Annotated in this window: 14 protein-coding genes; all 14 read right to left on the bottom strand. The window is 64.8% G+C overall.

Annotated elements, in window-relative coordinates:
* On the bottom strand, nt 1-531 hold a 531-nt coding region (locus tag ABWY06_RS01345), incomplete at its 3' end, for an acyl-CoA dehydrogenase family protein (RefSeq protein ID WP_353923754.1).
* A 29-nt stretch (nt 532-560) separates the two neighbouring features.
* Nucleotides 561-962, bottom strand: a complete 402-nt coding sequence (locus ABWY06_RS01340) for a MerR family transcriptional regulator (protein WP_353923753.1) — start codon at nt 960-962, stop codon at nt 561-563.
* Between the two features lie 497 nt (nt 963-1459).
* Complete coding sequence (locus tag ABWY06_RS01335; RefSeq protein WP_353923752.1) at nt 1460-1987, bottom strand: hypothetical protein; 528 nt, start codon at nt 1985-1987, stop codon at nt 1460-1462.
* A complete protein-coding gene (locus ABWY06_RS01330; protein ID WP_353923751.1) occupies nt 1980-2618 on the bottom strand; it encodes a CDP-alcohol phosphatidyltransferase family protein in 639 nt (212 codons plus the stop codon). The genes ABWY06_RS01335 and ABWY06_RS01330 overlap by 8 nt, the downstream gene beginning before the upstream one ends.
* Nucleotides 2615-4213 (bottom strand): fatty acid CoA ligase family protein, encoded by a 1599-nt coding sequence (locus ABWY06_RS01325; protein ID WP_353923750.1) that lies wholly within the window; start codon nt 4211-4213, stop codon nt 2615-2617. The genes ABWY06_RS01330 and ABWY06_RS01325 overlap by 4 nt, the downstream gene beginning before the upstream one ends.
* A complete protein-coding gene (locus tag ABWY06_RS01320) occupies nt 4210-5322 on the bottom strand; it encodes a hypothetical protein (protein ID WP_353923749.1) in 1113 nt (370 codons plus the stop codon). The genes ABWY06_RS01325 and ABWY06_RS01320 overlap by 4 nt, the downstream gene beginning before the upstream one ends.
* Entirely contained in the window at nt 5315-8062 is a 2748-nt protein-coding gene (locus tag ABWY06_RS01315) for a phosphoenolpyruvate synthase (protein ID WP_353923748.1), read from the bottom strand. Before ABWY06_RS01315 ends, ABWY06_RS01320 begins: the two co-directional genes overlap by 8 nt.
* Before the next feature lie 106 nt (nt 8063-8168).
* Entirely contained in the window at nt 8169-10901 is a 2733-nt protein-coding gene (locus ABWY06_RS01310; RefSeq protein WP_353923747.1) for a hydroxymethylglutaryl-coenzyme A reductase family protein, read from the bottom strand.
* 10 nt (nt 10902-10911) lie between these two features.
* Entirely contained in the window at nt 10912-11871 is a 960-nt protein-coding gene (locus ABWY06_RS01305; RefSeq protein WP_353923746.1) for a UbiA family prenyltransferase, read from the bottom strand.
* 11 nt (nt 11872-11882) lie between these two features.
* Entirely contained in the window at nt 11883-12914 is a 1032-nt protein-coding gene (locus ABWY06_RS01300) for a fatty acid desaturase family protein (RefSeq protein WP_353923745.1), read from the bottom strand.
* Entirely contained in the window at nt 12907-15297 is a 2391-nt protein-coding gene (locus ABWY06_RS01295) for an efflux RND transporter permease subunit (RefSeq protein ID WP_353923744.1), read from the bottom strand. The genes ABWY06_RS01300 and ABWY06_RS01295 overlap by 8 nt, the downstream gene beginning before the upstream one ends.
* A 128-nt stretch (nt 15298-15425) precedes the next feature.
* Nucleotides 15426-16694 (bottom strand): hypothetical protein, encoded by a 1269-nt coding sequence (locus ABWY06_RS01290; protein ID WP_353923743.1) that lies wholly within the window; start codon nt 16692-16694, stop codon nt 15426-15428.
* 1 nt (nt 16695) lies between these two features.
* On the bottom strand, nt 16696-17466 hold the full coding sequence (locus ABWY06_RS01285; protein ID WP_353923742.1) for an outer membrane lipoprotein-sorting protein: 771 nt from the start codon (nt 17464-17466) through the stop codon (nt 16696-16698).
* Between the two features lie 605 nt (nt 17467-18071).
* The gene (locus ABWY06_RS01280) at nt 18072-18998 is read right to left on the bottom strand and encodes a LysR family transcriptional regulator (RefSeq protein ID WP_353923741.1); all 927 of its coding nucleotides are present in this window, start codon (nt 18996-18998) and stop codon (nt 18072-18074) included.
* Nucleotides 18999-19121 lie beyond the last annotated feature (123 nt).

Below are 19121 nucleotides of genomic sequence, written 5' to 3'. Positions count from 1 at the left end.
GGTCTTGGCGTAGATCACATAGGTGTTGGCGTCAGGGCCGTTGGTAATCCAGGTCTTGCTGCCATTGAGCACGTAGCGATCGCCACGTTTGTCGGCGCGCAGTTTCATCGATACCACGTCGGAGCCGGCATTCGGCTCGCTCATGGCCAGGGCGCCGACATGCTCGCCGCTGACCAGCTTGGGCAGGTACTTGGCTTTCTGCGCGGCCGTGCCGTTACGCTTGATCTGGTTGACGCAGAGGTTGGAGTGGGCGCCGTAGGAGAGGGCGACCGAGGCCGAGGCCCGGCTGATTTCTTCCATGGCGATCACATGGGCCAGGTAACCCAGGCCGGCGCCGCCGTACTCTTCCTCGACGGTGACACCGAGCAGGCCCATGTCGCCGAACTTGCGCCAAAGGTCGGCGGGAAACAGGTTTTCGCGGTCCAGCTCGGCCGCGCGCGGGGCTATCTCGACGGCGGCGAAGTGCTGCACTTGCTCGCGCAACATGTCCAGGGTTTCGCCATGGGCGAAGTTGAGTGACGGATAGCTCATGGTTCCACCTGTTATATTTGTAAAGAGATTCAGTTGCTAAGAGATTGTTTTTGATCGGTTTCAGCCAGCGCTACCTGGCACCGCTCTTCGGCCGTGTCGAGTTCCAGCTGCATCTGTTGGATATCCAGTAGCTGCTGCTCGAGCTGGGCGCGACGTTCGGCGATCTTGCGCATAAAGGTTTCCAGCTGCTTGCGGTTGCCGTGTACCGGATCATAGAGCTCGATCAGCTCCTTGCACTCGGCCAGGGAAAAACCGATGCGCTTGCCGCGCAGGATCAGCTTGAGGGTGACCTTGTCCTTGGCGCTGTAGATGCGCTCCAGCCCCCGGCGCTCGGGGGCCAGCATCGCCTGCTCCTCGTAGAAGCGGATGGCGCGGGTGGTGATGTCCAGCTCGCGGGCCAACTCGGAAATGCTGTAGGTGGGGCTGCTCATCGACAGGGCTCGGGCTATGACCTTTACGTTAACGTAAGGCATGCTTGACGTATACGTCAAGCGGGATCGCTGAAGCGGCTCCACAGCTAAACAACTGATAATTTATATGCATTTAAATCAGTTGGATAAGAGCGTTATCTGATCTGATTTCGCATTCAGCAATGCTTAGCTTTCGGTTACTGCAGTGTTCCAAAGGCGCGGGTATGGACCCTGGGAGTAGCGTTACTGGCGTTCAACACTGTCGATGGACCACGGTTTGTGCGCTGCGGCCGCTACGTAGGGGCAGGTCGGGCGACGCAGTTCCAGACTGCTACGGGCATAGACAGGCCATGGAGACCCCGGCTTCCTCACTTTGCGCACCGCCTGCCAGGACCAGTGGGGCTGGATCGAGATCAGCCGCGACGGCCGCGGTATCCCCAGCGAGACACTCATGGCGCATTAGATAGCGGCTTTGTAATGGGTGAGGCGCTACAGGTCGAAAATTGCCTGCGTTGTTCCTAGACCGCCGATTGCTTGAGCCGCCCCCAGTACAGCAGGCGCTTGACCAGCAGCGCGGTCAGCGGAAAGGTCAGGGCGTACAGCAGGCAGACCCGCGCCGGTTGCCCCAGTAGCAGGCCGTAGGCCAGGGCCACGCCCAGGCCCGAGTCCAACTGGTCGCCCAGCACCACCCAGCGCGAAGGCGCCACGCCTGGGGCGATGCCCAGTCGGCGTTTGATCCAGGAGTTAGGCAGCTCGGCCAGCACGTAGGCGAAGCCGGCCACCAGGCCGGCCAGCCACAGCGGCTGGGTGAAGACCGCGCGAGCGCCCAGCAGCTGCTCGCTGGGCCACAGGCACAGTGCGCCGAAGGCGGTCAGCAGCGGCACCAGCAGCACCCCGCGCCAAGTCTTGTTGGCGCCGAACAGGCCGGCATGCAGCGGAACACGCAGCGTCGGCAAGGCGTCGCGGGTCACCGCCAGCATATGCAGGACCCCGCCAATCACCACTGGCACTTGCAGGTACAGCGCAATCAGCAGGGCTTCAGCCATGGGGAACGCCCACCAGGAACTGCAGTGCTGCCAGCAGCGCAAAACCGCCCAGGCACAGCGCGAAAATATGCGACAGGCGCTTGAACTTGAAGAACGGCCGGCGCCAGAGCATGGCGTGACTGAACGCAACCAGGGCAATGGCCAGCAGGCTGTGCAGCAGCAGCGGCGGCAGCCACAGCACCAGCAACTGGAAGCCGGCCAGCAGGAACAGGTTCCAGAACACCGGCATGCCCAGGTAGGCCAGGTCGTCGCCCTCACGGATATTGCCGATGTCGTTGAACACCGCCAGGCGCGTGCAGCCGCAGCCCATCAGCAGCAGCAGGAAAAACATCCAGAAGCCGTCGAAACCTTGCAGATACAGAATCAGCGCGGGCGACACCAGGTAGATCTGCATGTCGACGAAGCCGTCCAGGTAGCGCCCGAACGGACGCTCCAGCTGCAGGTGGCGGGCCAGCATGCCGTCCAGGGCGTCGCCGAGCATGGCCAGGAACAAGCAGGCGCAGGCCAGCGGAAAAAGGCCGTTCAAGGCACTGAGCAGGGCCAGGCCCGAGGTCAGCAGGCCGGACAGCGTGACCAGGTCCGCCGGGTTCAGCCGCACTATGTACAAGGAGGGGGTGTCGAGGCTTTTCATGGTGGGGTTCCCTTGAGGACCAGTTGCCCCTTGCTCAGCGCGTCGCGCAGGGCCGGGCGGTCAATCTTGCTGTTGTGCCGGCCATCCACCGGCATCCGTTCGATCTGGGCCAGGCGTGCGGTGCCCAGACCGTGCTGGCCGAGCAGGCTGGCCAACCCGCTCGGCGGATGGCCTTCGATGACCAGCACCGCGTCACCCTGGGCGTGGCTGATCAAGGCGCTGCGGCGTACCCCAGGCAAGGCATCCAGCGCCTTTTCCAGGGGAAAGCTGTAGAACGGCTGGCCGTCCAGTGCCAAGGCATCCTTGAGTCGGCCGCTGAGCCAGAGCCGACCCTGGTCGTCCAGCGCGCCGACATCGCCGGTGCGGTGCCAAACCAGGCCGTCGCCACGGGGGATCTTGCTCTCGGCGGTGGCCAGGGGGTTGTCCACATAGGCCTTGAGCACGTGGGGGCCGGCCACCAGGATTTCTCCCAATTGCCCGGCCGGTTGCCGCGCACGCACCACCGCCCTCGCGTCCGTCAGCGCCTGGTTCGGGTCGACGATGCACAGTTCGGTCATGGGCGCGGGCCGGCCGACCAGGTGGCCTGGTTGCCGGTGCCAGTCGCGCAACAGCTCGTCCATGTCCACTTCGGCGATCGGCTCGGCTTCGGTTGAGCCGTAGACCACCCGGGCGTGGGCATTGGGGAAAACCGCCAGGCAATCGCGCGCCAGGCGCTCGGTCAGGGTCGAGCCGCCGACCACCAGCGAACGCACGCCGGGATAGCGCCAGCCATGGGTCTGCGCGTGCTCGACCAGCCGCTGCAGGTAAGCCGGCGCGCCAGCCACGCGGGTGATGCCATCGAGCTGGATCTGCCGCAACACGCTGGCGGCGTCGACCTGGCCCGGTGTGGCGAGGTCGGTGGCCGGCAGCACGGTGCTGATGCCGCAGCAGAGGTTATGCAGCACCAGCACCGGGAAACAGGGCAGGTCGATGTCGTCGTCCTGGTCCGGCCAGTGTTCGCGGATGGCCAGGTGCTGGGCCGTCAGGCTGGCGTGGGTACGGTCGGCACCCTTGGGCAGGCCGGTGCTGCCGGAGGTGAAGCTGATCAGCCCATGGCTGTGTTCGTCCACCGTTTCGCAGCGAAAGCCCTGAGCCGTGGGTCGGGTATTGCAGCTCAGCGCGCTTACCCCCGCTGTGCGACCGTCCAGTGCCAGGCGCTTGAGGGGCCAGAGGCTGGGCAGCAGCCACCAATGTTTCAGTAACTGCCGCTCGCCGAGCACGGCACGGGCGCCACTGTGGCGGATCGAGGCGACCAGGCGTGGGCGGCTCATGCCGCGGTCCAGCAGGACGGGGACCATGGCCAGGCCGAGCAGCGCAAGAATCACCGCGTAGAGGTCCAGGTTGGGCTGGGCGATCAGCAGCACGCGGTCGCCGCGCTGCAGGCCGGCCTTGAGCAGGCCGTCCTGCAGTTGGGCGGCGCGGGCCAACAACTCGGCATAGCTGAGGTGATCGACGCTGCGGTAGTCATCGTTGGCGCGCGGTACCCGCAGCGCCAGACGTTGGGGATGGCGGCGGGCCGCGGCGACCATGGGAGCGCAGAAATTGTCGATGGTCATAGGCTTCCCCCGTACAGGCCATAGTGGTGCAGGTCACCGCCACTGTGGCGCAGGGCGAACTGCCGGGAGTTGTTGTCCTCGCGCACCATGGCGCCGACGATGCGCTGGTAATGGGGCGCGGCGCGCAGCACCACCTCGCTGCCCATGGCGGTAAACAGGCCGTGCTGGCGGAAGTCCGGGTGCACGCCACCGGTCTTGGCCAGCAGCTGGCGCGGCGTGGGCAGCAACGGGTAGTGCGCGGCATGGCTGAGCGAGTTAGCGGACACTTGCTGAGGGCTGTCCCGCCGCAACAGCGGGCCGTAGTCGGGGTAAGCGAGGAAAAACCCGGCGATCCGGCCGTCCTTTGCCCGTGCCAGCACCGAGCTGTGTGGGCACAGCCGGTCAGCCAGGCCCTGGCCGCACTGTTGCTCGAACGCCTGGCGCGACAACGGCGTATAGGCAAAGTTGGCGCCGAACACCTGGTCGACGAAGGGGTACAACTCGTCCAGATGGGCCATCCAGAACGCCCCGTCGAGCGGCTCCAGGCTGACCAGCCGCTGCAGCTCGGGCCTGACCCGCATATAGTCAGGCCCCACCGAAGCGGCTATCTGCCCGGTCTGGTTGAAGGTCGAGAGGTAGCGGTGACGCAGGTCCAGACCGAGCCCCTCGAGCAGGCCCGGGTAATAGGGCGGGTTGAAGGGTTCACCGGCGAAGCAGCCAGCCTCGAACTGGTCCAGGCGCAACCGGTAATTGCCAAAGGTGGTGAAATTGATCGGTCCGTACAGGCGGGTGGCACCCAAGCCATGGGCCCAGTCGCGCAGGCCCTGGAACAGGCGCTGGTTGGCGGCCGGATCCTCCAGTGTCTCCCAGAAGCCGAAAAACGCCACGGTTTCGCCGTCCACCACCTGGCCATTGAAGAAACCGGCCAGGCGCGCCAGGCCCGGTTCCACCCCCAGCCAGGCCTGGCCGCTGGCGAACCAGGGGTTGGCCGGCGAGAACTGCCGGGCCAGGGCCTGGGGATCCTCGCCGAGCCAGGCCGGATGCTCGGCATAAACCTGCTGGGGCAACTCGACAAAGGCAGCCGGCAGCGCCTGTTCCGGCCGCCAGGCCCCCATCCAGACACTAGCCATGGGCCACCCCCTGATCGTCGAGCAGGCTGACCGCCACCGGGATCTCCAGCGGATCCAGGCGTTCGATGGTGCCCGCCGCGCCGTCCATGCGCACCCGCTCGCCGTTGCGCAGCAACGCGGTGATCCCGGGAATCCCGACAATCGCCGGAATGCCCAGCTCGCGGGCCACCACGGCCGAGTGGGACAGGGTCGAGCCGCGTTCCACCAGAATGCCGCCAGCGGTGGGGAACAGCGGCGCCCAGCCCGGGTCGGTGCGCACGGTGCAGAGGATCTGCCCGTTGAGCGACAGCTCGTCCTGGGGCGAGAAGATCAGCCGGACTTTTTCCTCCACCACCCCCGGGTAGCAACCGATGCCGCGGATATCGCCCTCGGCCTGCACCACCGGGGTGTGCGGGTACTCGTAGCTGTTGTGCCGGTAGACCATGCCCCAGGTCCAGAAATGGTGCGGCAGGTCCTGCTGCTCGTAGCCGGCATACTCGGCCTGGCGGGCACTGACCAGGCTTTTCAGCTCGGTCTGCACGGCGCGCCCATCCTGCAGCGCGTAAAGCTCGTCCAGGCTCAGGTAGAAGATATCCCGGGGTAGGGCCAGGGCCTCGTCCATGGCCAACTGCTGGCCGATCTCGAGGAACAGGTCGCGGTACAGGCCGAACATGCGGGTACGCGCCAGGCGCATGTTCTCGCGGTTGCGGATGGCCGAGCGCAGCTGCCCCAGGTGCTTCTTGAAGCGGCGCAAGGCCCGGGCGCCGAGACGCTGGGCGATGGTCTCGAATGCCAGCTGCTCGGCCTGCAGGCGGTAACGCGCTTCGTTGGCGGCCAGGGTTTCGGGGGTCAGGTCGGGCCGGCTCAGGTAGTTCTTCAGAATGGCGAAGAGGAAACTCGGGTCCTGGCGCAGGGTGATGGACTCGAGCTTGAGTTCGCCCATGGTGCGGTCACCGTACTGCTCGATATAGTGCAGGCACTGGCCATGGAACAGCGGGTCCCAGACCTGCACCCGGCCCAGCAGACTGGCGTTGTCGGCGCCCTCGATCAGCTCCTTGAGTTCGGCGCGGGTGCGCACGTAGGCGCACATGCGCAGCAGCAGTTTGGTCGGCTCGGTGCTCTCGATGCCGTCCTCGCCGGACAGCAGGTTGTTCTGCAGCACCTCGGGCTGTTCCAGGCCGGCGGCCACCAGGCAGCGGTGCACCCGGCCGTTCATCATCATCACGTAGAAATCGTTGACGATGGGCGAGGTCCAGCGCTGCAGCAGTTCACGGTCGAGTCGACGGACTTCGTCGATCAGCTCGCCGACGCTCAGGCAATGCAGTTCGTCGCGCGGCACGCTGCGGTAGGCGCGGTCGAACATCGCGCGGAACTCGCCGACCAGCGCGTCCATGCGGCGGAAACCGCGCGTCAGCAGGAACAGCGCGCGCAGCACCTGGGGCAACTTGGCCAGCTTGGCCGCCAGGCCCGGTTGCTGGTCCTGCACCAGATCCACCGGATCGGTCAGGCCCATCATGCGTTCCAGGTCGGCCTTGTTGGTCTTGAACGAAGGCAGCACCAGCAGGCCGCGGTACCAGTTGTTGATGTTGTAATAGACCCGCCCGTGGATCAGCCCAAGCATATTGTCGAGCATGTCGCGGTGGGCCTGAATCTGCCGGTCGGAGACGCCGATCACCCGCATGGTCTGTTCGTACACCGTGGCGTAGGCACGGTTGGCGAACGAGAAGGTCAGCGGCGTGGTCACCCCGCAGTAGGATTCCTGAATATTCGAATTGTCGAACACCAGGCGCTGGCCGCTGGGCTGGCTGGGCGCCGGCAAGCGGGTGATGGGGCGGGTCTGCAGGATATAGAACTGCTCGCCGCGCAAGGTCCACTCGATGTCCTGGGGAAAGCGCAGCAGGCTGGCGATCTGCCGACCCTGGTCGCGCAGCTGCAGCACCTGGGCATCGCTCAGCGCCCGGGCATGGCGCTGCGCCGAATCGACCTCTACTTCCCGGGTGCCGCGGCCGCTGCCGCTGTCGAAACGCACGGCGACGTCCTTGTCCGCCAGCTGCACCGCGACCTGGTCGTCGAACAGGCCGACGCTGTATTCATCGGTATTGCAGATACCGGCGACTATGCCTTCACCGACGCCCCAGGCCGCCGAGATCAGGGCATGGCGACGGCTGCCGGTGACCGGGTGGGCGGTGAACATCACACCCGAGACGTCGCCCTCGACCATCTCCTGGACGATCACCGCGGCGCGGATATCGCTCAGGGCGATGCCCTTGGCCTGGCGGTACTGCAAGGCACGGGCGTTGAACGCCGAGGCGGCGACCTGCAGCAGGCTCTGCTCGATGGCGCTGAGCCCGGACTGAAACAGGTAACTGTCCATCTGGCCGGCGAACGAGGCGCCCTGGGCGTCCTCACCGAGCACCGAGGAGCGCACCGCGAACTGGACCTGCTCCTGGCCCGCCAGGGCCTCGGCGAGTTGGTTGCGCAACACCTGGGGCAGCACCGCGGCCAGCACCTGTTGCTGGATCTGCAGGGCCAGCACCTCGAGGGCGGCGTTGTCGCGGCCGACCAGTTTCAGCCGTGCCTCGATCGAGGCGCTGAGGTGGTTGTCCTCCAGCAGCAGCTGGAAGGCCTCGGTGGTCAGCACCCACCAGCGCGGTACGGGCAGACCTTCACGGGTCAGGCGGGCGAGGTTGGCAGCCTTACCGCCGAGCTGCTCGGGCGGCAGGAACAAGGCCTGTTCCTGGGTGTAGAAATATTGAGTCATGACCAATTTACCCCATCGATTTCCAGCGTCTGAGAGACGGTCTGCAGGTTGGCGTGCAGCTCCGGGGGCAGGAACAGAGCCTGTTCCTGGGTGTGCAAGTAACGAGTCATGACAGGCGTACCCCTTCGATTTCCAGCAGGTGGCGGAAGGTGCGGTAGACCCTTTCCATAAATGGGTAATGGCGGAAGGTGTGGGCCATCAGGTACATCGGCAGGCGATTGACCAGCAGGTCGCGCAGCGCCAGCTTGTAGCCATAGCGCCATTGCTCCGGGTCGATGGACTGGCCGCTGTGGCGCTCCAGCTCGACGCGGTGCAGTTCCAGGTAACGCTCCACCGTGGCCGGGTCGACCGGCGCGATCAGGGTGAAACCCAGCAGCTCGGCCAGGTCGTGCTGGGGCAGGTGCAGGGTCGCCAGTTCCCAGTCGTAGGCGCACAGGCGTAGGCCGTCGCGGTCCTTGCGCAGGGCGATATTGCGCGGGTTGAAGTCGTTGTGGATCAGGGTGCGCGGCATGCGTTCGATATCCGCCCACCAGGTGCCGATGCCGCTGACGATGCTGCGGAACACCCCCAGGTGCTCCTCGCTGAACCATACCGGGAACTCCTCACGGGCATGGGTACCGAGCAGCTCCCAGAGGCGGCGTTTTTCCAGCATGCCAGCGGCGCTGGGGTAGTCCACCAGCCAGGGTTGCTGCTTGAGCTCTTCCTCGCGGCCATACCAGATGCTGTGCACCTCGGCGATGCCGCGGATCGCGGCCTCCAGGTGGGCCGGCGTCCAGTCGTGGGTGTCGTCGGCGCTGTCCATCAGCTCGAGGCCCTCGAGCAACTCCTCGACTATGACAAAGGCCTCGCGCTCCGGGTCCTCGACCACGCCGTACACGCGCGGCGCGTGGCGGGTAAAGCGCGGGTCCTGCTGGCTCATCACCGCCAGCTCGCGCACATGGCAGCCCTTGAAACCAAGCTGTTCGCGGTACTGGTTGAAAGTCTGCGCCAGGCGCGCGTCGCACATGCTGGCCATGCTGTTGAGCATGATGATGACTTCGCCGTCCAGCGGCTTGACCTTGGCCATCACCCGCACATCGCCGTCGTTGGTCTTGAGCGTGAAGGGGAAGTGCCCGAGCAACTTGCTGACCTTGTGCGCGGTCAGCTCGGTGATGATGCTCGAGCCCTTGTTTTCAACCTCCAGAGATTCCACGGCATAGGGTCGCAGGCTGCTGAGGCCGCTGCGGGCCAGAGCCTCGGCGAAGAACGGGGTGTCCAAGTCAGCGAGTTTCAGGTAGTTGACCGGGCGATTGCGGCCCAGGCGCTCGTGGGCGCGGGCGAACTGGTCGGCGGCGATCGCGGCCAGGGTCGAGAGGTCCAGGGCCAGGCAGTAACTGGCGATGACTTCCGCCAGTTTGTGGGCCTTGCCGGGGCCGGCGCAGTCGATCAGCTCCAGGCACTCGCGCTGTTGCGGCAGGTTGGTGCCGCCGCCGACGGTGCCAATCACCAGCGAGGGCATGGTCATGATGCAATACACGTCGCCGCTGTCGTTGAGTTCCAGGTGCAACTGCGCCAGGGCCGATTCATGCACGCAGGCGATGTCCTGGCCAAGGGCGGTAAACATGGCGGCGACCACGTTGGCGACATTGATGTTGAAGCCGATCATGCCGGCCGCCAGGGAGCCGGTGACGAAGTTCTGGTAGGCCGTCACCAACTGCGGCGCGCTGACCTTGAGCACCCGCTGGCAGATCTCGTCGGTCAGCACCGCCTCGGCCATCACCCGCACGCCACGGCCCTTGAGAAAGGTCTGGTAAGTGACCTTCTTGTCGTTGGACAGGTTGGCCTCGACCATGAAATTCAGCACCTTGAGTCCTTCGAAGCGCTGCAACTGTTTGAAGATCCACTGGCAGGCCTGCCAGGTGCAGGTGGTGGTCATGTTCTGCCCGGCGGCGTCGCCGGTTTCGTAGATGAAGTGCACGTGCACGTTGCGGCCCATGACCTGCGCCTGCACCTCGACCAACTTGGCGTAGTTGGAAAACTTGCGCACCTCAAGGGCCAGGTCCTGGCTCTGGTCCTGCACCCAGTCGGCGAAGAACAGCGCCTGTTTCATGCAGCCGAAGCCGAACAGCGGCACGCGCATCATGCGCTGGCCGATGACCCGGGTGGTCACGCCGCCGGAGCGTGACACCGCGGTGGCGCCGCGCGTGGCGGAGGCCAGCAGGGCGCCTTCGGAGGTCGCCATGGGCGCGTAGTACAGACCCACCGCGTGTTCGCCCTTGATATGCAGCGGGCCGGCCAGGCCCACCGGGATTTCCACGGTGCCGATAAAGGCCTCGATGTTGCTGACCAGCTTGCGCGGATCGAGGCGGGTTTGTTCCACCTCGCCGAGCTGCGCGCCGGTCTGTTCGCGGGCGAAGGCCAGGCGTTCCTGGCGCGCCTGCTCGGTGTACAGGCCGCGGGCCGGGACCTTGGGCAGGGTCAGTTCGTCGTAGCACAGTTCGGCGCCGCGCTGGGGCTGCATGCGCATGCGGTAACTGAGCTCCCAAAGGCGCTGGGTGGTGATTTCGCAATCGTCGCTGGACAGCAGCAGGTGCGGGCCGCCGGCGGCCTTGCGGATATGCTCCAGGCGCATGTTCGGCAGGATAAAGTCCTGGCCGAGGGCATGCAGTTGCAGGTTTTTCAGGGCGCTGCCGAGGCTGGGCAGCAAGCGGTCCGGCTCGACCCGGACCCAGAGGTGGTCCTTGGACACTTCCAGCGGTGTCAAGGGGCTCAGCGAAGTGGGGACCAGCAACGTCAGGCAGGCATGGTGCTTCTCGCTGAAGGACATGCGCTGCGCGTCTTCTTGGGTATTGATTCGCATGCTCTGTTCCTCAGATCAGATAAAGGGAAAGGCCGTGGTCGAGCGCCACGGTGGCGATCAGCACGGCATAACCGGCCAGCATGGTCAGGGCGACCAGGGCCTCGTTCTTGCCGCGCAGGGCGGCCGAGGGCGTGCGGATAAAGGCGAACAGTTGGCGCAGGGCCAGGGCGTAGGCCGCGACCAGCACCAGTACCGCCCAGACCGGCCAACCGTTTACCAGCAGGCGCAACAACCACAGCTGGTTCAGCAGCATCAGGCTGACCAGCACCACCACCAGCACCGCCGAGCTGCGGGTGCCAAAGATCCGCGAGTAGGATTCGATGCTGTCGCGTTCCTCCTCCGGGCCCTTGGTCTTGCGGGTGATCTCGAAACAGAAGCCGCTGACGAAGGCCAGCGCCATCATGGCCTGCAACTCGAGGCTCAAGGTGCAGCCGGGTGCGGCCAGGTTGGCCAGCCACCAGACCACCAGGGGCATGACCAGCATGTGCGACACCGCGTACCAGGTCAGGTGGCGGTTGAGCCAGTCGTGGATAAAGAACTCCTTGGCCATCAGCCCGGTCCAGGCCAGCAGCGCGACCCAGGCCAGCGTCACCTGGCCGATGCCCTGGTCCAGCCACAGCGACCAGAGCCCCTGGGCGAGCACCGCCAACACCCCGGCGACTTTCAGGTGGCGCAGGCTGATCAGCCCGCTTTGCAGCACCCGCTGGGGGTGATTGTGGCAATCGAGTTGGTAGTCCTTGTGCTCGTCCAACACCCGCAGCAGCAGGAAAAACGACCAGGTGACCAGGCAGCCGATCAGGTCGCGCAGGCTGACCTCGAGGCTGCCGGTTTGCCCGGCGCGCACCACCGTGGCGGTGGCCAGGTAGAGGATGAAAAACAGCAGGGCGTTGGCGAAGGGGAACCGTTCCTTGAGCCAGGCGAGGAAACGGCTGGGAAAGGGTGAAGCCAGTGTCAGCGTTTGAGTGTGCATAGCGATCCCTGTCATGAAGCGGAAGAAAGCGGTGTGGAGGGCGAGCGGCGGGGCCGCGGCCACAGGCTGCGGTGCGCGTAACCCTGGATAAACCAGCCCTTGAGCAGGTCGAGGTACGAGCGCCGCTCGACGACGCCGTGGGCCAGCAGCAGCGGGCGCATCAGCTCGACGGCGCGGCCCATGTGGTAGAACGGCAGGCGCGGGAAAATGTGGTGGATCACGTGGCAATCGCCCGAGTCCCAGAAAAACAGCAGGCGGCTGATCGGCCCCGTGCGGTAGCAGGTCGACCAGTGCCAGGGGTTGCCAGGATCCGCCTCGGCATGTTCGATGATGATCCGCAGGCTGTTGGCAACCGGGCCCACCACCAGCACCGGCAGCAGGTAGCCGAGCAGGGTGTGGGCCGGAAACAGCCAGGCCAGTGGCAACAAGGCCAGCAGGCCTGCGCGCAGCAGGGTTTTTTCCAGGCGCGCGCGTCGCTCGACCGATTCGCCCTGGCCACTGACGTCGTGGTAGCCCTTGAGCGATTCGCCCTGTTTCAGCTTGCCGGCCTGGGCCAGCTTGATGCCCAGCAGCGTGGCGAACAGCCAGCGTTTGCCGCGGCTGTCCAGTTGCTGCTTGTAGGCTTCGGTGTCCCGCTCGGTGCCGATCCAGCGGTGGTGCGCCAGGTGCGCCTGGGCGTAACCGGTGGGCAGCGACAGGCGCGGCAGGGTCAGCACCAGGCTGGCCAGCCAGGAGCCGGTCGAGCCCCAGAGGCGCCGGTGGACGAACAGGTCATGACTGACCAGGCCCAGCAACTGCAGCAAAAAGCCTTGCAGCACGAACAGCAGGCCCCAGGTCAGGCCGAACGGCAGGCTGGCCAGCAGGTGCAAGTTGAGCCCGAACAGGCCGACGGAAGCCAGCACGGCCAGGGCGTCCAGCCAGGGACGCGGTCGGTGCAGGTCGGCGACGGTGTCGCGGCCCAGTCGGGCACTGATTTCCTGGCGGACCTGGGCCAGGTCCTGCTCGCCGTGCCGAGGGGGGAGAGTCGCAGTATCGTCAGCCATGTTGAATCACCTTGGGTAGCGTGAGCTCGTCGTGGGCAGGCGCTACAGCCATATCGCGCTTGTCGATGAATAGGAACAGGATCGGCAGCAGGAACAGGTCCACCAGCAGGGCGAAGGCGATGGTGATGGTGGTGACAATCGCCGTGTTCACTGTCACCTGGATGGTCGAATTGGCCAGCCAGGCGAACCCCGAGCCCAGCACCAGGGTGGTGGTCAGCAGGGCGAAGCCGACGTTGCGAAAGGCCGCGCGGATCGCGTCCTCGGGCATCAGCCCCTGCTGGCGGGCGTGTTCGTACTTGCTGATGAAGTGGATGGTGTCATCGACCACCACGCTGAAGGAGATGCCCAGCACCAGGGTCAGGCCCAGATCGATATTGCCGTTGAGCAAGGCCCAGGCGCCGAACGCCATGCCGATGGGGATCAGGTTGCCGACGAAACTGGCGAAGCCCAGGCGCCAGGCGCCGAACACCAGCATGATGAACAGCGATTCCATCAGCAGCGAGCCAAGCATGCCGCCGAACATGCCGGTGATCGAGCGCTCGCCAATGTGCGCGAACATCAGCGACAGCGACGCGCCCTGGACCTGCATGGTGGCCGGCGCGTGCTGCTTCAGCCAGGCATTGGCGGCGGCGTCCACGGCGATGATTTTTTGCCCACTGGAGGTGCCGACGGCCACCCGCACCCGCGACTCGGCGCGGTCGAAGCGGATCAGGTAGTTCAGGTCCATGCCATAGGGCATCGACAGTTCGTACTGCAACAGGTACTGGGCGATCTCCTCGCGGCTGTCCGGGATCCGGTAGAAGGCCGGGTCGTTGTCGTGCATCACCTGGTTCATGCGCTTGATGATGTCGACCAGGGAGTTCACCTGGGTCACGTCGGGCTGGGTCTTGAGCCACTGCTGGAAGGCGTCGAGGGTCCGCAGGTACTCCGGTTCGGCGATGCGGTCGGGGCCGCCGGCCGGCAGCGAGTAGTTGATCTCGCCGATACCGGTCAGGTGCTGGTTGACGAACTCCATGTCCTGGCGAAAGGTGGTGTCGGGGGTGTAGTACTTGACGATGTCATCGTTGACCTGGTTGCGCGGCACGAAGGCGATCAGCGCCCCGGCCAGCACCAGCATCAAGGCGAAGATCGGGTGACGGCGGCGGATCACGAAGTCGGCCAGGCGGCCCATCTGCACCGAATCGGCGGTCATCAGTGGCGAGATCTTCTTCGGCGGCCGACCCGGCAGCACGACCAGCAGGGGCGCGGTGATAAAGAAGGTGACCAGCAGGGCGAACATCACCCCGGCGGCGACTATGTAGCCCATGACCTGGAAGGGCGGCGAGTCGTTGAAGTACAGGGTCAGGAAGCCCACCGCGGTCATCAGCGAGGTCACCGTCATGGCGCCCATGTTGCTCTGCAGGCTGTGCACCATGGCGGTCCGCTTGTCCTGGCCGGCATGCATGCCCTGGATCCAGTTGACCACCAGGTGGATGCCGTCGGCGAAGGCCATGGAGAGGATCATGATCGGCGAGATGATCACCGAGTCATTGATGGTGGGGGTGAAAAAGCCGATCAACCCGGCACCGCCGAGCACCGCCAGCTGGCAGGCGAGGAAGGTCACCAGCATGGCCTTGATGCTGCGGTAGAAGTACACCAGCAGGAGCATCATGGTCAGGCCGAACCAGGGCCAGACCCGGACGAAGTCGGCCTGGGATTCCTCGGGGAAGGCCTGATTGGCGATGGTCTGGCCGGCCAGGTGGCTGTCGATGCCCGGGTGCGTCCGGTGCAGTTCGGCCACCAGGGCACGAATGGCATGCACCACTTCCGGCACTTCCTTGAGCTGGTCCACGCCGGGCATATTGAGGGTTACCCGCACCCCGGCCACCGTCCCCGCGGGGTTGACCAGGGCATTGACCAGGAACGGCTCGGCCAGGGCGATGCGGCGAACCTCGGCCAGCGCCGCGCTGTCGAGTTGAGCTGGGTTCTGCACCAGGTCGGCGGTGTCGAGGCTGTCGCCCGCGACCCGCACGTGCTGGAAGTTGGTCAGCGACTCGACGCGCTGGGAGTAGGGCAGCTGCCAACTTTTTTCAGTCAAGTCGTGCAGTGCGCTGAGAAACTCGGGGGTGAACACCGAGCCTGAGCGCGGCGCCAGGGCGATGATCACCGCGTCGGTTTTCGAATAGTCCTGGTGCAGCTTCTCGAAGGCCTGCAACTGCGGATTTTCCGCGCTGAAAAAGACCCGGTGATCAAGGGAGTAGCGGTAACCGCCGAGGCCGACGGCCGCACCGGCCACCAGCAGCAGGCCGAACAGCATGGCGTAGAACGGGTAAGCGACTATGCCATGGGCCAGGCGTGCGATCTGCCGGTCCATCCATTGGTCTGCGGTGCGCAACTCTTTCATGGCGAAGCCTCTTCTGGTGGCCGAAGGCACCGCCGCGGCGGACCTTCCGGGTGGGTCGACAGTCGATCGGCCCGGGTAACACCGCTGTCCTGGTCACCCCGGCCCTGGCGGGCCGGCGCTCAGAACCCTTAAAAAAACCAGCTCAGCTCCAGACGCACGAAATCGTCCTGCAGCAGGGGGCGCAGCTTGTGTTCGAGGTCGGGCTCGAGGAGAAACTCGACGGGGTCCTGGGGGCGTTGGCGGCCACCGGCGACGGCCCGCACTTCCAGTTCCAGCGACAGGTCCTCGTCGAGACGGTGCTGGGCCTCGATACTGAACAACCGCTCGCCGCTGTCGCGGTCGAGGATCAGGCTGGTCAACAGGCTGCTGCTGGCCGCGTCGTTGAACGCCACCCGCCAGCCCAGCAGCAGGTCGTGCTCGAAGGGCCCGCTGGCTCGCTCGCCGCGACTGTCGTGCAGGTATTCGAGCAGCCAGCCGAGGTCCAGGCCGCTGCCGAAGGCGCCGACCTGGGTGTACTCGAGGCCGGCATCGGCGGCGTTGAAATTTTCCCGCCCGCCGTTGCGCTGGATCGCCTCGAGTTTCCACAGCAGGTCGCCCTGGGTGACTTGCAGGTCCAGGCCCAGCTGGTTGATCAGCGGGTAGTAGGGGGCGAGCACCGGTTGATAACCCGGGGCGAAGCCCACTGGGCGACCCTGGTCCAGTCGCACCTGGTCGAACTCGACCACCGGCTGCAGCTCCGGTTCACGGGCGGTGCCGGAGAACCCGCTGAGTCCCAGGCGCAGGGCCGGCAGGTTCAATTGCCAGCGCGCGGCCAGGTCCAGGCGGCGGTTCTCCCGGGACGACTCGTAATGGGCCAGGTCCTCGTCGACCCACAGCGGCAGGCGCAGGCGGCCCTGCTCCCCGGGAAAGGTGCGCTCGCGGGCGCCGACCAGCACAAACAGGTCGAGCATCTGCTGGTCGCGCTCGATGGCCAGGTTGAGCATCGGCTGCCCGAGTTTCTGCTCGCCATCGAGGCTTTCCACCTGGTCGGTCTGGTTGATGATATCGACCAGGTGTACGCCTTCGGTGACGCCCCAGAACACCTGGCGCACGCCCGCGCGCAACTCGAAGCCGTCGCCCAGGTGATTCCAGCTGGCTTCACGCAGGTCGGCATGGCTGCGCTCGGCGTCCCGGGCATCGGCGCGCACGAAGGGCGTCAGGGCCAGGCGGTCACGGCCATTATCGAGGTCGTGCCAGAACTCGCTGCGCAAGCTGAGCGAGCTGTTGTCACGGGCCTGGCCCTGGGCCCCGGGCTCGGCGAAGCCCCAGGCCTCGAGCCCCAGCTCGTGGCGCTGCTGCAGCGCCTGGGTCGGCAGGCTGCACAACAGGGCGCACAGGGCGATCAAGCGCTGGGCCATCTCAGCGCACTCGCAACAGCGCGTTCTGGCTGAAGTCGCGCTCGCTCAAGCCAGTGTGAAAGCTGTAGTCATTCCACAGCAGGCGGGTCTGTTTGCCGGTTTGCTGATTGACCATCAACATCTGCCCGGGCCGCCAGTGTTTGCCGGCGTACTGCTTGAAGTCGGTGGCGCTGTAGGTTTTCAGCAGGCTGTTCTTGCGGTCGAAATACTCGATGCGGCGAATCAGGTACTGCTGCTGGTCGATCCAGACCCGTTGCCGGGCATAGCCGGAGAAGGGGTCGTTGGGGATTCGCTCAAGGGTGTAACAGGCCAGGCCGTCGAGGGTGTCCTCGGCCAGGGAGCGATAGTGAAACTTCTGCCAGAACGGCGTGACGATATCTTCGAAAGCGAATTCAGAGCCCATAAAGGGGCCGGACTTGTTACGGGCGCCGATTTGCTTGATACGTTTTACCGCAGGCAGGTACAGCCATTGTTCGTCCTCCCCGGTGGCCTGGTTGTGCGACAGCAACCCCGACCCGGCCAGGTCCCGCGGGCTGTCGAAGGTCATCAGGGTTTGGTCGGTGCTGTCGCCGGCCTCGCGGCTGCGTACCCGCAGGCGTCGGCTGGCGGTTTCCCCGGAGGGGCTGATCAGCACCATCTCCAGATTCATCTGCACATCGTCGTAGCCGCGCAGGTTCTCGTCGGCACGTTGGGCCACCTCTTCGGCGGTGACCGCCCCGGCGGACAGCGGCAGGCTAAATAGCAGGCACAGCAGTACGGAATTCAGGCGCATGGCAAATCCTTCTGGCGCATGACCAGGCTACGGGTCGAGTATCGGGGCAGCGAAAAATCACTATCATCCGCACCGCCGCTGAACTGCTGTCAGCTTTATGACGTGCTATGGGTGCCGGTGATGGTTACAAAAAGTATCAGCACTCCGGACGTTCATCCCTACCTAACTAAAGTTGGGTGACCGTTCGTACCTGAATTTGACTCTTCATTTACGAACAATTCCGATAGTTTCGGAACATTTCTGTATAGCCCGGAAATACTGCCTTCCAAATGGGAATAACGGGAAAAATCCGCTGTCATGGAGCGGTCAAAAAAAAATGATAAGGCTGAGGTTTTTTTCAGGCTTTGCCCGGGAAAATAACCCTTGGGTTGGGTCTTTTTAGTGAAATCTGGGCAAAAATCGACGTGAGAGGGCGTATCGGAGAAGCGGTCTTTGGGAGAACGGCCTTGGGAAAGGGCTTAATGATGCAAATAGGCCTCGTTATCATCCGATAAGAGGCATGCGTGCACAGAGGGGGACAAGACCTGACCTGCCGGTCTCCAACATGACCGGCCAGGGTCAAGCTCGACGGTCACTGGCGCTGAAATCCAGGGTTGCGTCAAAACTCAGGCGATATCAGTTTTTTTCTCCTGAGCCATCACCTGTTGCGCCAATTCGATCATCTGTTCGCGCATCCAACGGTTGGCCGGGTCCTGATCCGTGCTTTCGTGCCAGTACAGGTGGGTCTCCACCGGCGGCACGTCGTTGAGGGGCAGGGGCACATAATGCAGCCCATGACGGCGGGCGAAACGCTCCGGCACGGTCATGGCCATATCGGTTTGCTGCATCACGGTGGACGCCATCAGGTAGTGCTGTGAGCGCAGGGCGATCCGCCGCTGGATGCCCATCTTGCCCAGCGCCAGATCCACGTGGCCCAGGCCATTGCGGCGACTTGAAATGTGGATATGGGTCAGGGACAGGTAATCGTCCAGGCTGAGCTTGTCCTTGGTCAACGGATGACCCTGGCGGAAGGCGCAGACATAACGGTCTTCCAGCAGCTTGACGTGACGCACCTGGGGGTCGGTGTTGAGCGGAGCGTCCACCGCGAAATCCAGGCGGCCGGCCGCCAGCTCCTTGGTGGTTTCCCGGCGCTTGGCCAGGAAACTTTCGATAAACACCTGCGGGGCCAGGCGCCGCAAGCGCTGGAACAGCGGGGGCAGCATTACCTGCTCGGTCAGGTCGGTCATGCTGATGCGGTAGGTCTTGTTGGCCTGCAGCGGGTTGAAGATGCGGCTTTCCTGCACGGAGACCCGTAGCAGCGACAGCGCATTGCGCACCGGACCGATGATATTTTGCGCCATGGGGGTGGGCACCATGCCCTGGGCGGTGCGCACGAACAGCGGGTCGTTGAAGGTCTCGCGCAGCCGCGAGAGGGCGTTGGACACCGCTGGCTGGGTGATGCCGACGATCTGTCCGGCACGGGTCAGGTTGGCCTCGGTATAGATGGCGTCGAAGACGATAAACAGATTGAGATCGACCTTGTTCAGGTTCATTTCGAGCGCGCTCCAGGGCTGGTCCACATTCGCCGATCATATATCGGTTATGAATGTTTATACACGGCGAGAATAGGTTAGATAAATTTTAACCGCTGATCTAGGATCATTTTCAGACCGCAT

The organism is Pseudomonas sp. (genome assembly GCF_040514055.1).
Classification (GTDB): domain Bacteria; phylum Pseudomonadota; class Gammaproteobacteria; order Pseudomonadales; family Pseudomonadaceae; genus Aquipseudomonas.
Note: the sequence above shows the minus strand (reverse complement) of the source record. Positions and strands in the feature narration are given on the sequence as shown.

Excerpts from the sequence above, each read along its gene's own strand:
- ABWY06_RS01290 (WP_353923743.1), bottom strand. The coding sequence starts at position 16,694 with ATGGCCCAGCGCTTGATCGCCCTGTGCGCCCTGTTGTGCAGCCTGCCG.
- ABWY06_RS01325 (WP_353923750.1), bottom strand. The coding sequence starts at position 4,213 with ATGACCATCGACAATTTCTGCGCTCCCATGGTCGCCGCGGCCCGCCGC.
- ABWY06_RS01300 (WP_353923745.1), bottom strand. The coding sequence starts at position 12,914 with ATGGCTGACGATACTGCGACTCTCCCCCCTCGGCACGGCGAGCAGGAC.
- ABWY06_RS01295 (WP_353923744.1), bottom strand. The coding sequence starts at position 15,297 with ATGAAAGAGTTGCGCACCGCAGACCAATGGATGGACCGGCAGATCGCA.
- ABWY06_RS01315 (WP_353923748.1), bottom strand. The coding sequence starts at position 8,062 with ATGACTCAATATTTCTACACCCAGGAACAGGCCTTGTTCCTGCCGCCC.
- ABWY06_RS01320 (WP_353923749.1), bottom strand. The coding sequence starts at position 5,322 with ATGGCTAGTGTCTGGATGGGGGCCTGGCGGCCGGAACAGGCGCTGCCG.
- ABWY06_RS01280 (WP_353923741.1), bottom strand. The coding sequence starts at position 18,998 with ATGAACCTGAACAAGGTCGATCTCAATCTGTTTATCGTCTTCGACGCC.
- ABWY06_RS01305 (WP_353923746.1), bottom strand. The coding sequence starts at position 11,871 with ATGCACACTCAAACGCTGACACTGGCTTCACCCTTTCCCAGCCGTTTC.
- ABWY06_RS01335 (WP_353923752.1), bottom strand. The coding sequence starts at position 1,987 with ATGGCTGAAGCCCTGCTGATTGCGCTGTACCTGCAAGTGCCAGTGGTG.
- ABWY06_RS01330 (WP_353923751.1), bottom strand. The coding sequence starts at position 2,618 with ATGAAAAGCCTCGACACCCCCTCCTTGTACATAGTGCGGCTGAACCCG.
- ABWY06_RS01310 (WP_353923747.1), bottom strand. The coding sequence starts at position 10,901 with ATGCGAATCAATACCCAAGAAGACGCGCAGCGCATGTCCTTCAGCGAG.
- ABWY06_RS01340 (WP_353923753.1), bottom strand. The coding sequence starts at position 962 with ATGAGCAGCCCCACCTACAGCATTTCCGAGTTGGCCCGCGAGCTGGAC.
- ABWY06_RS01285 (WP_353923742.1), bottom strand. The coding sequence starts at position 17,466 with ATGCGCCTGAATTCCGTACTGCTGTGCCTGCTATTTAGCCTGCCGCTG.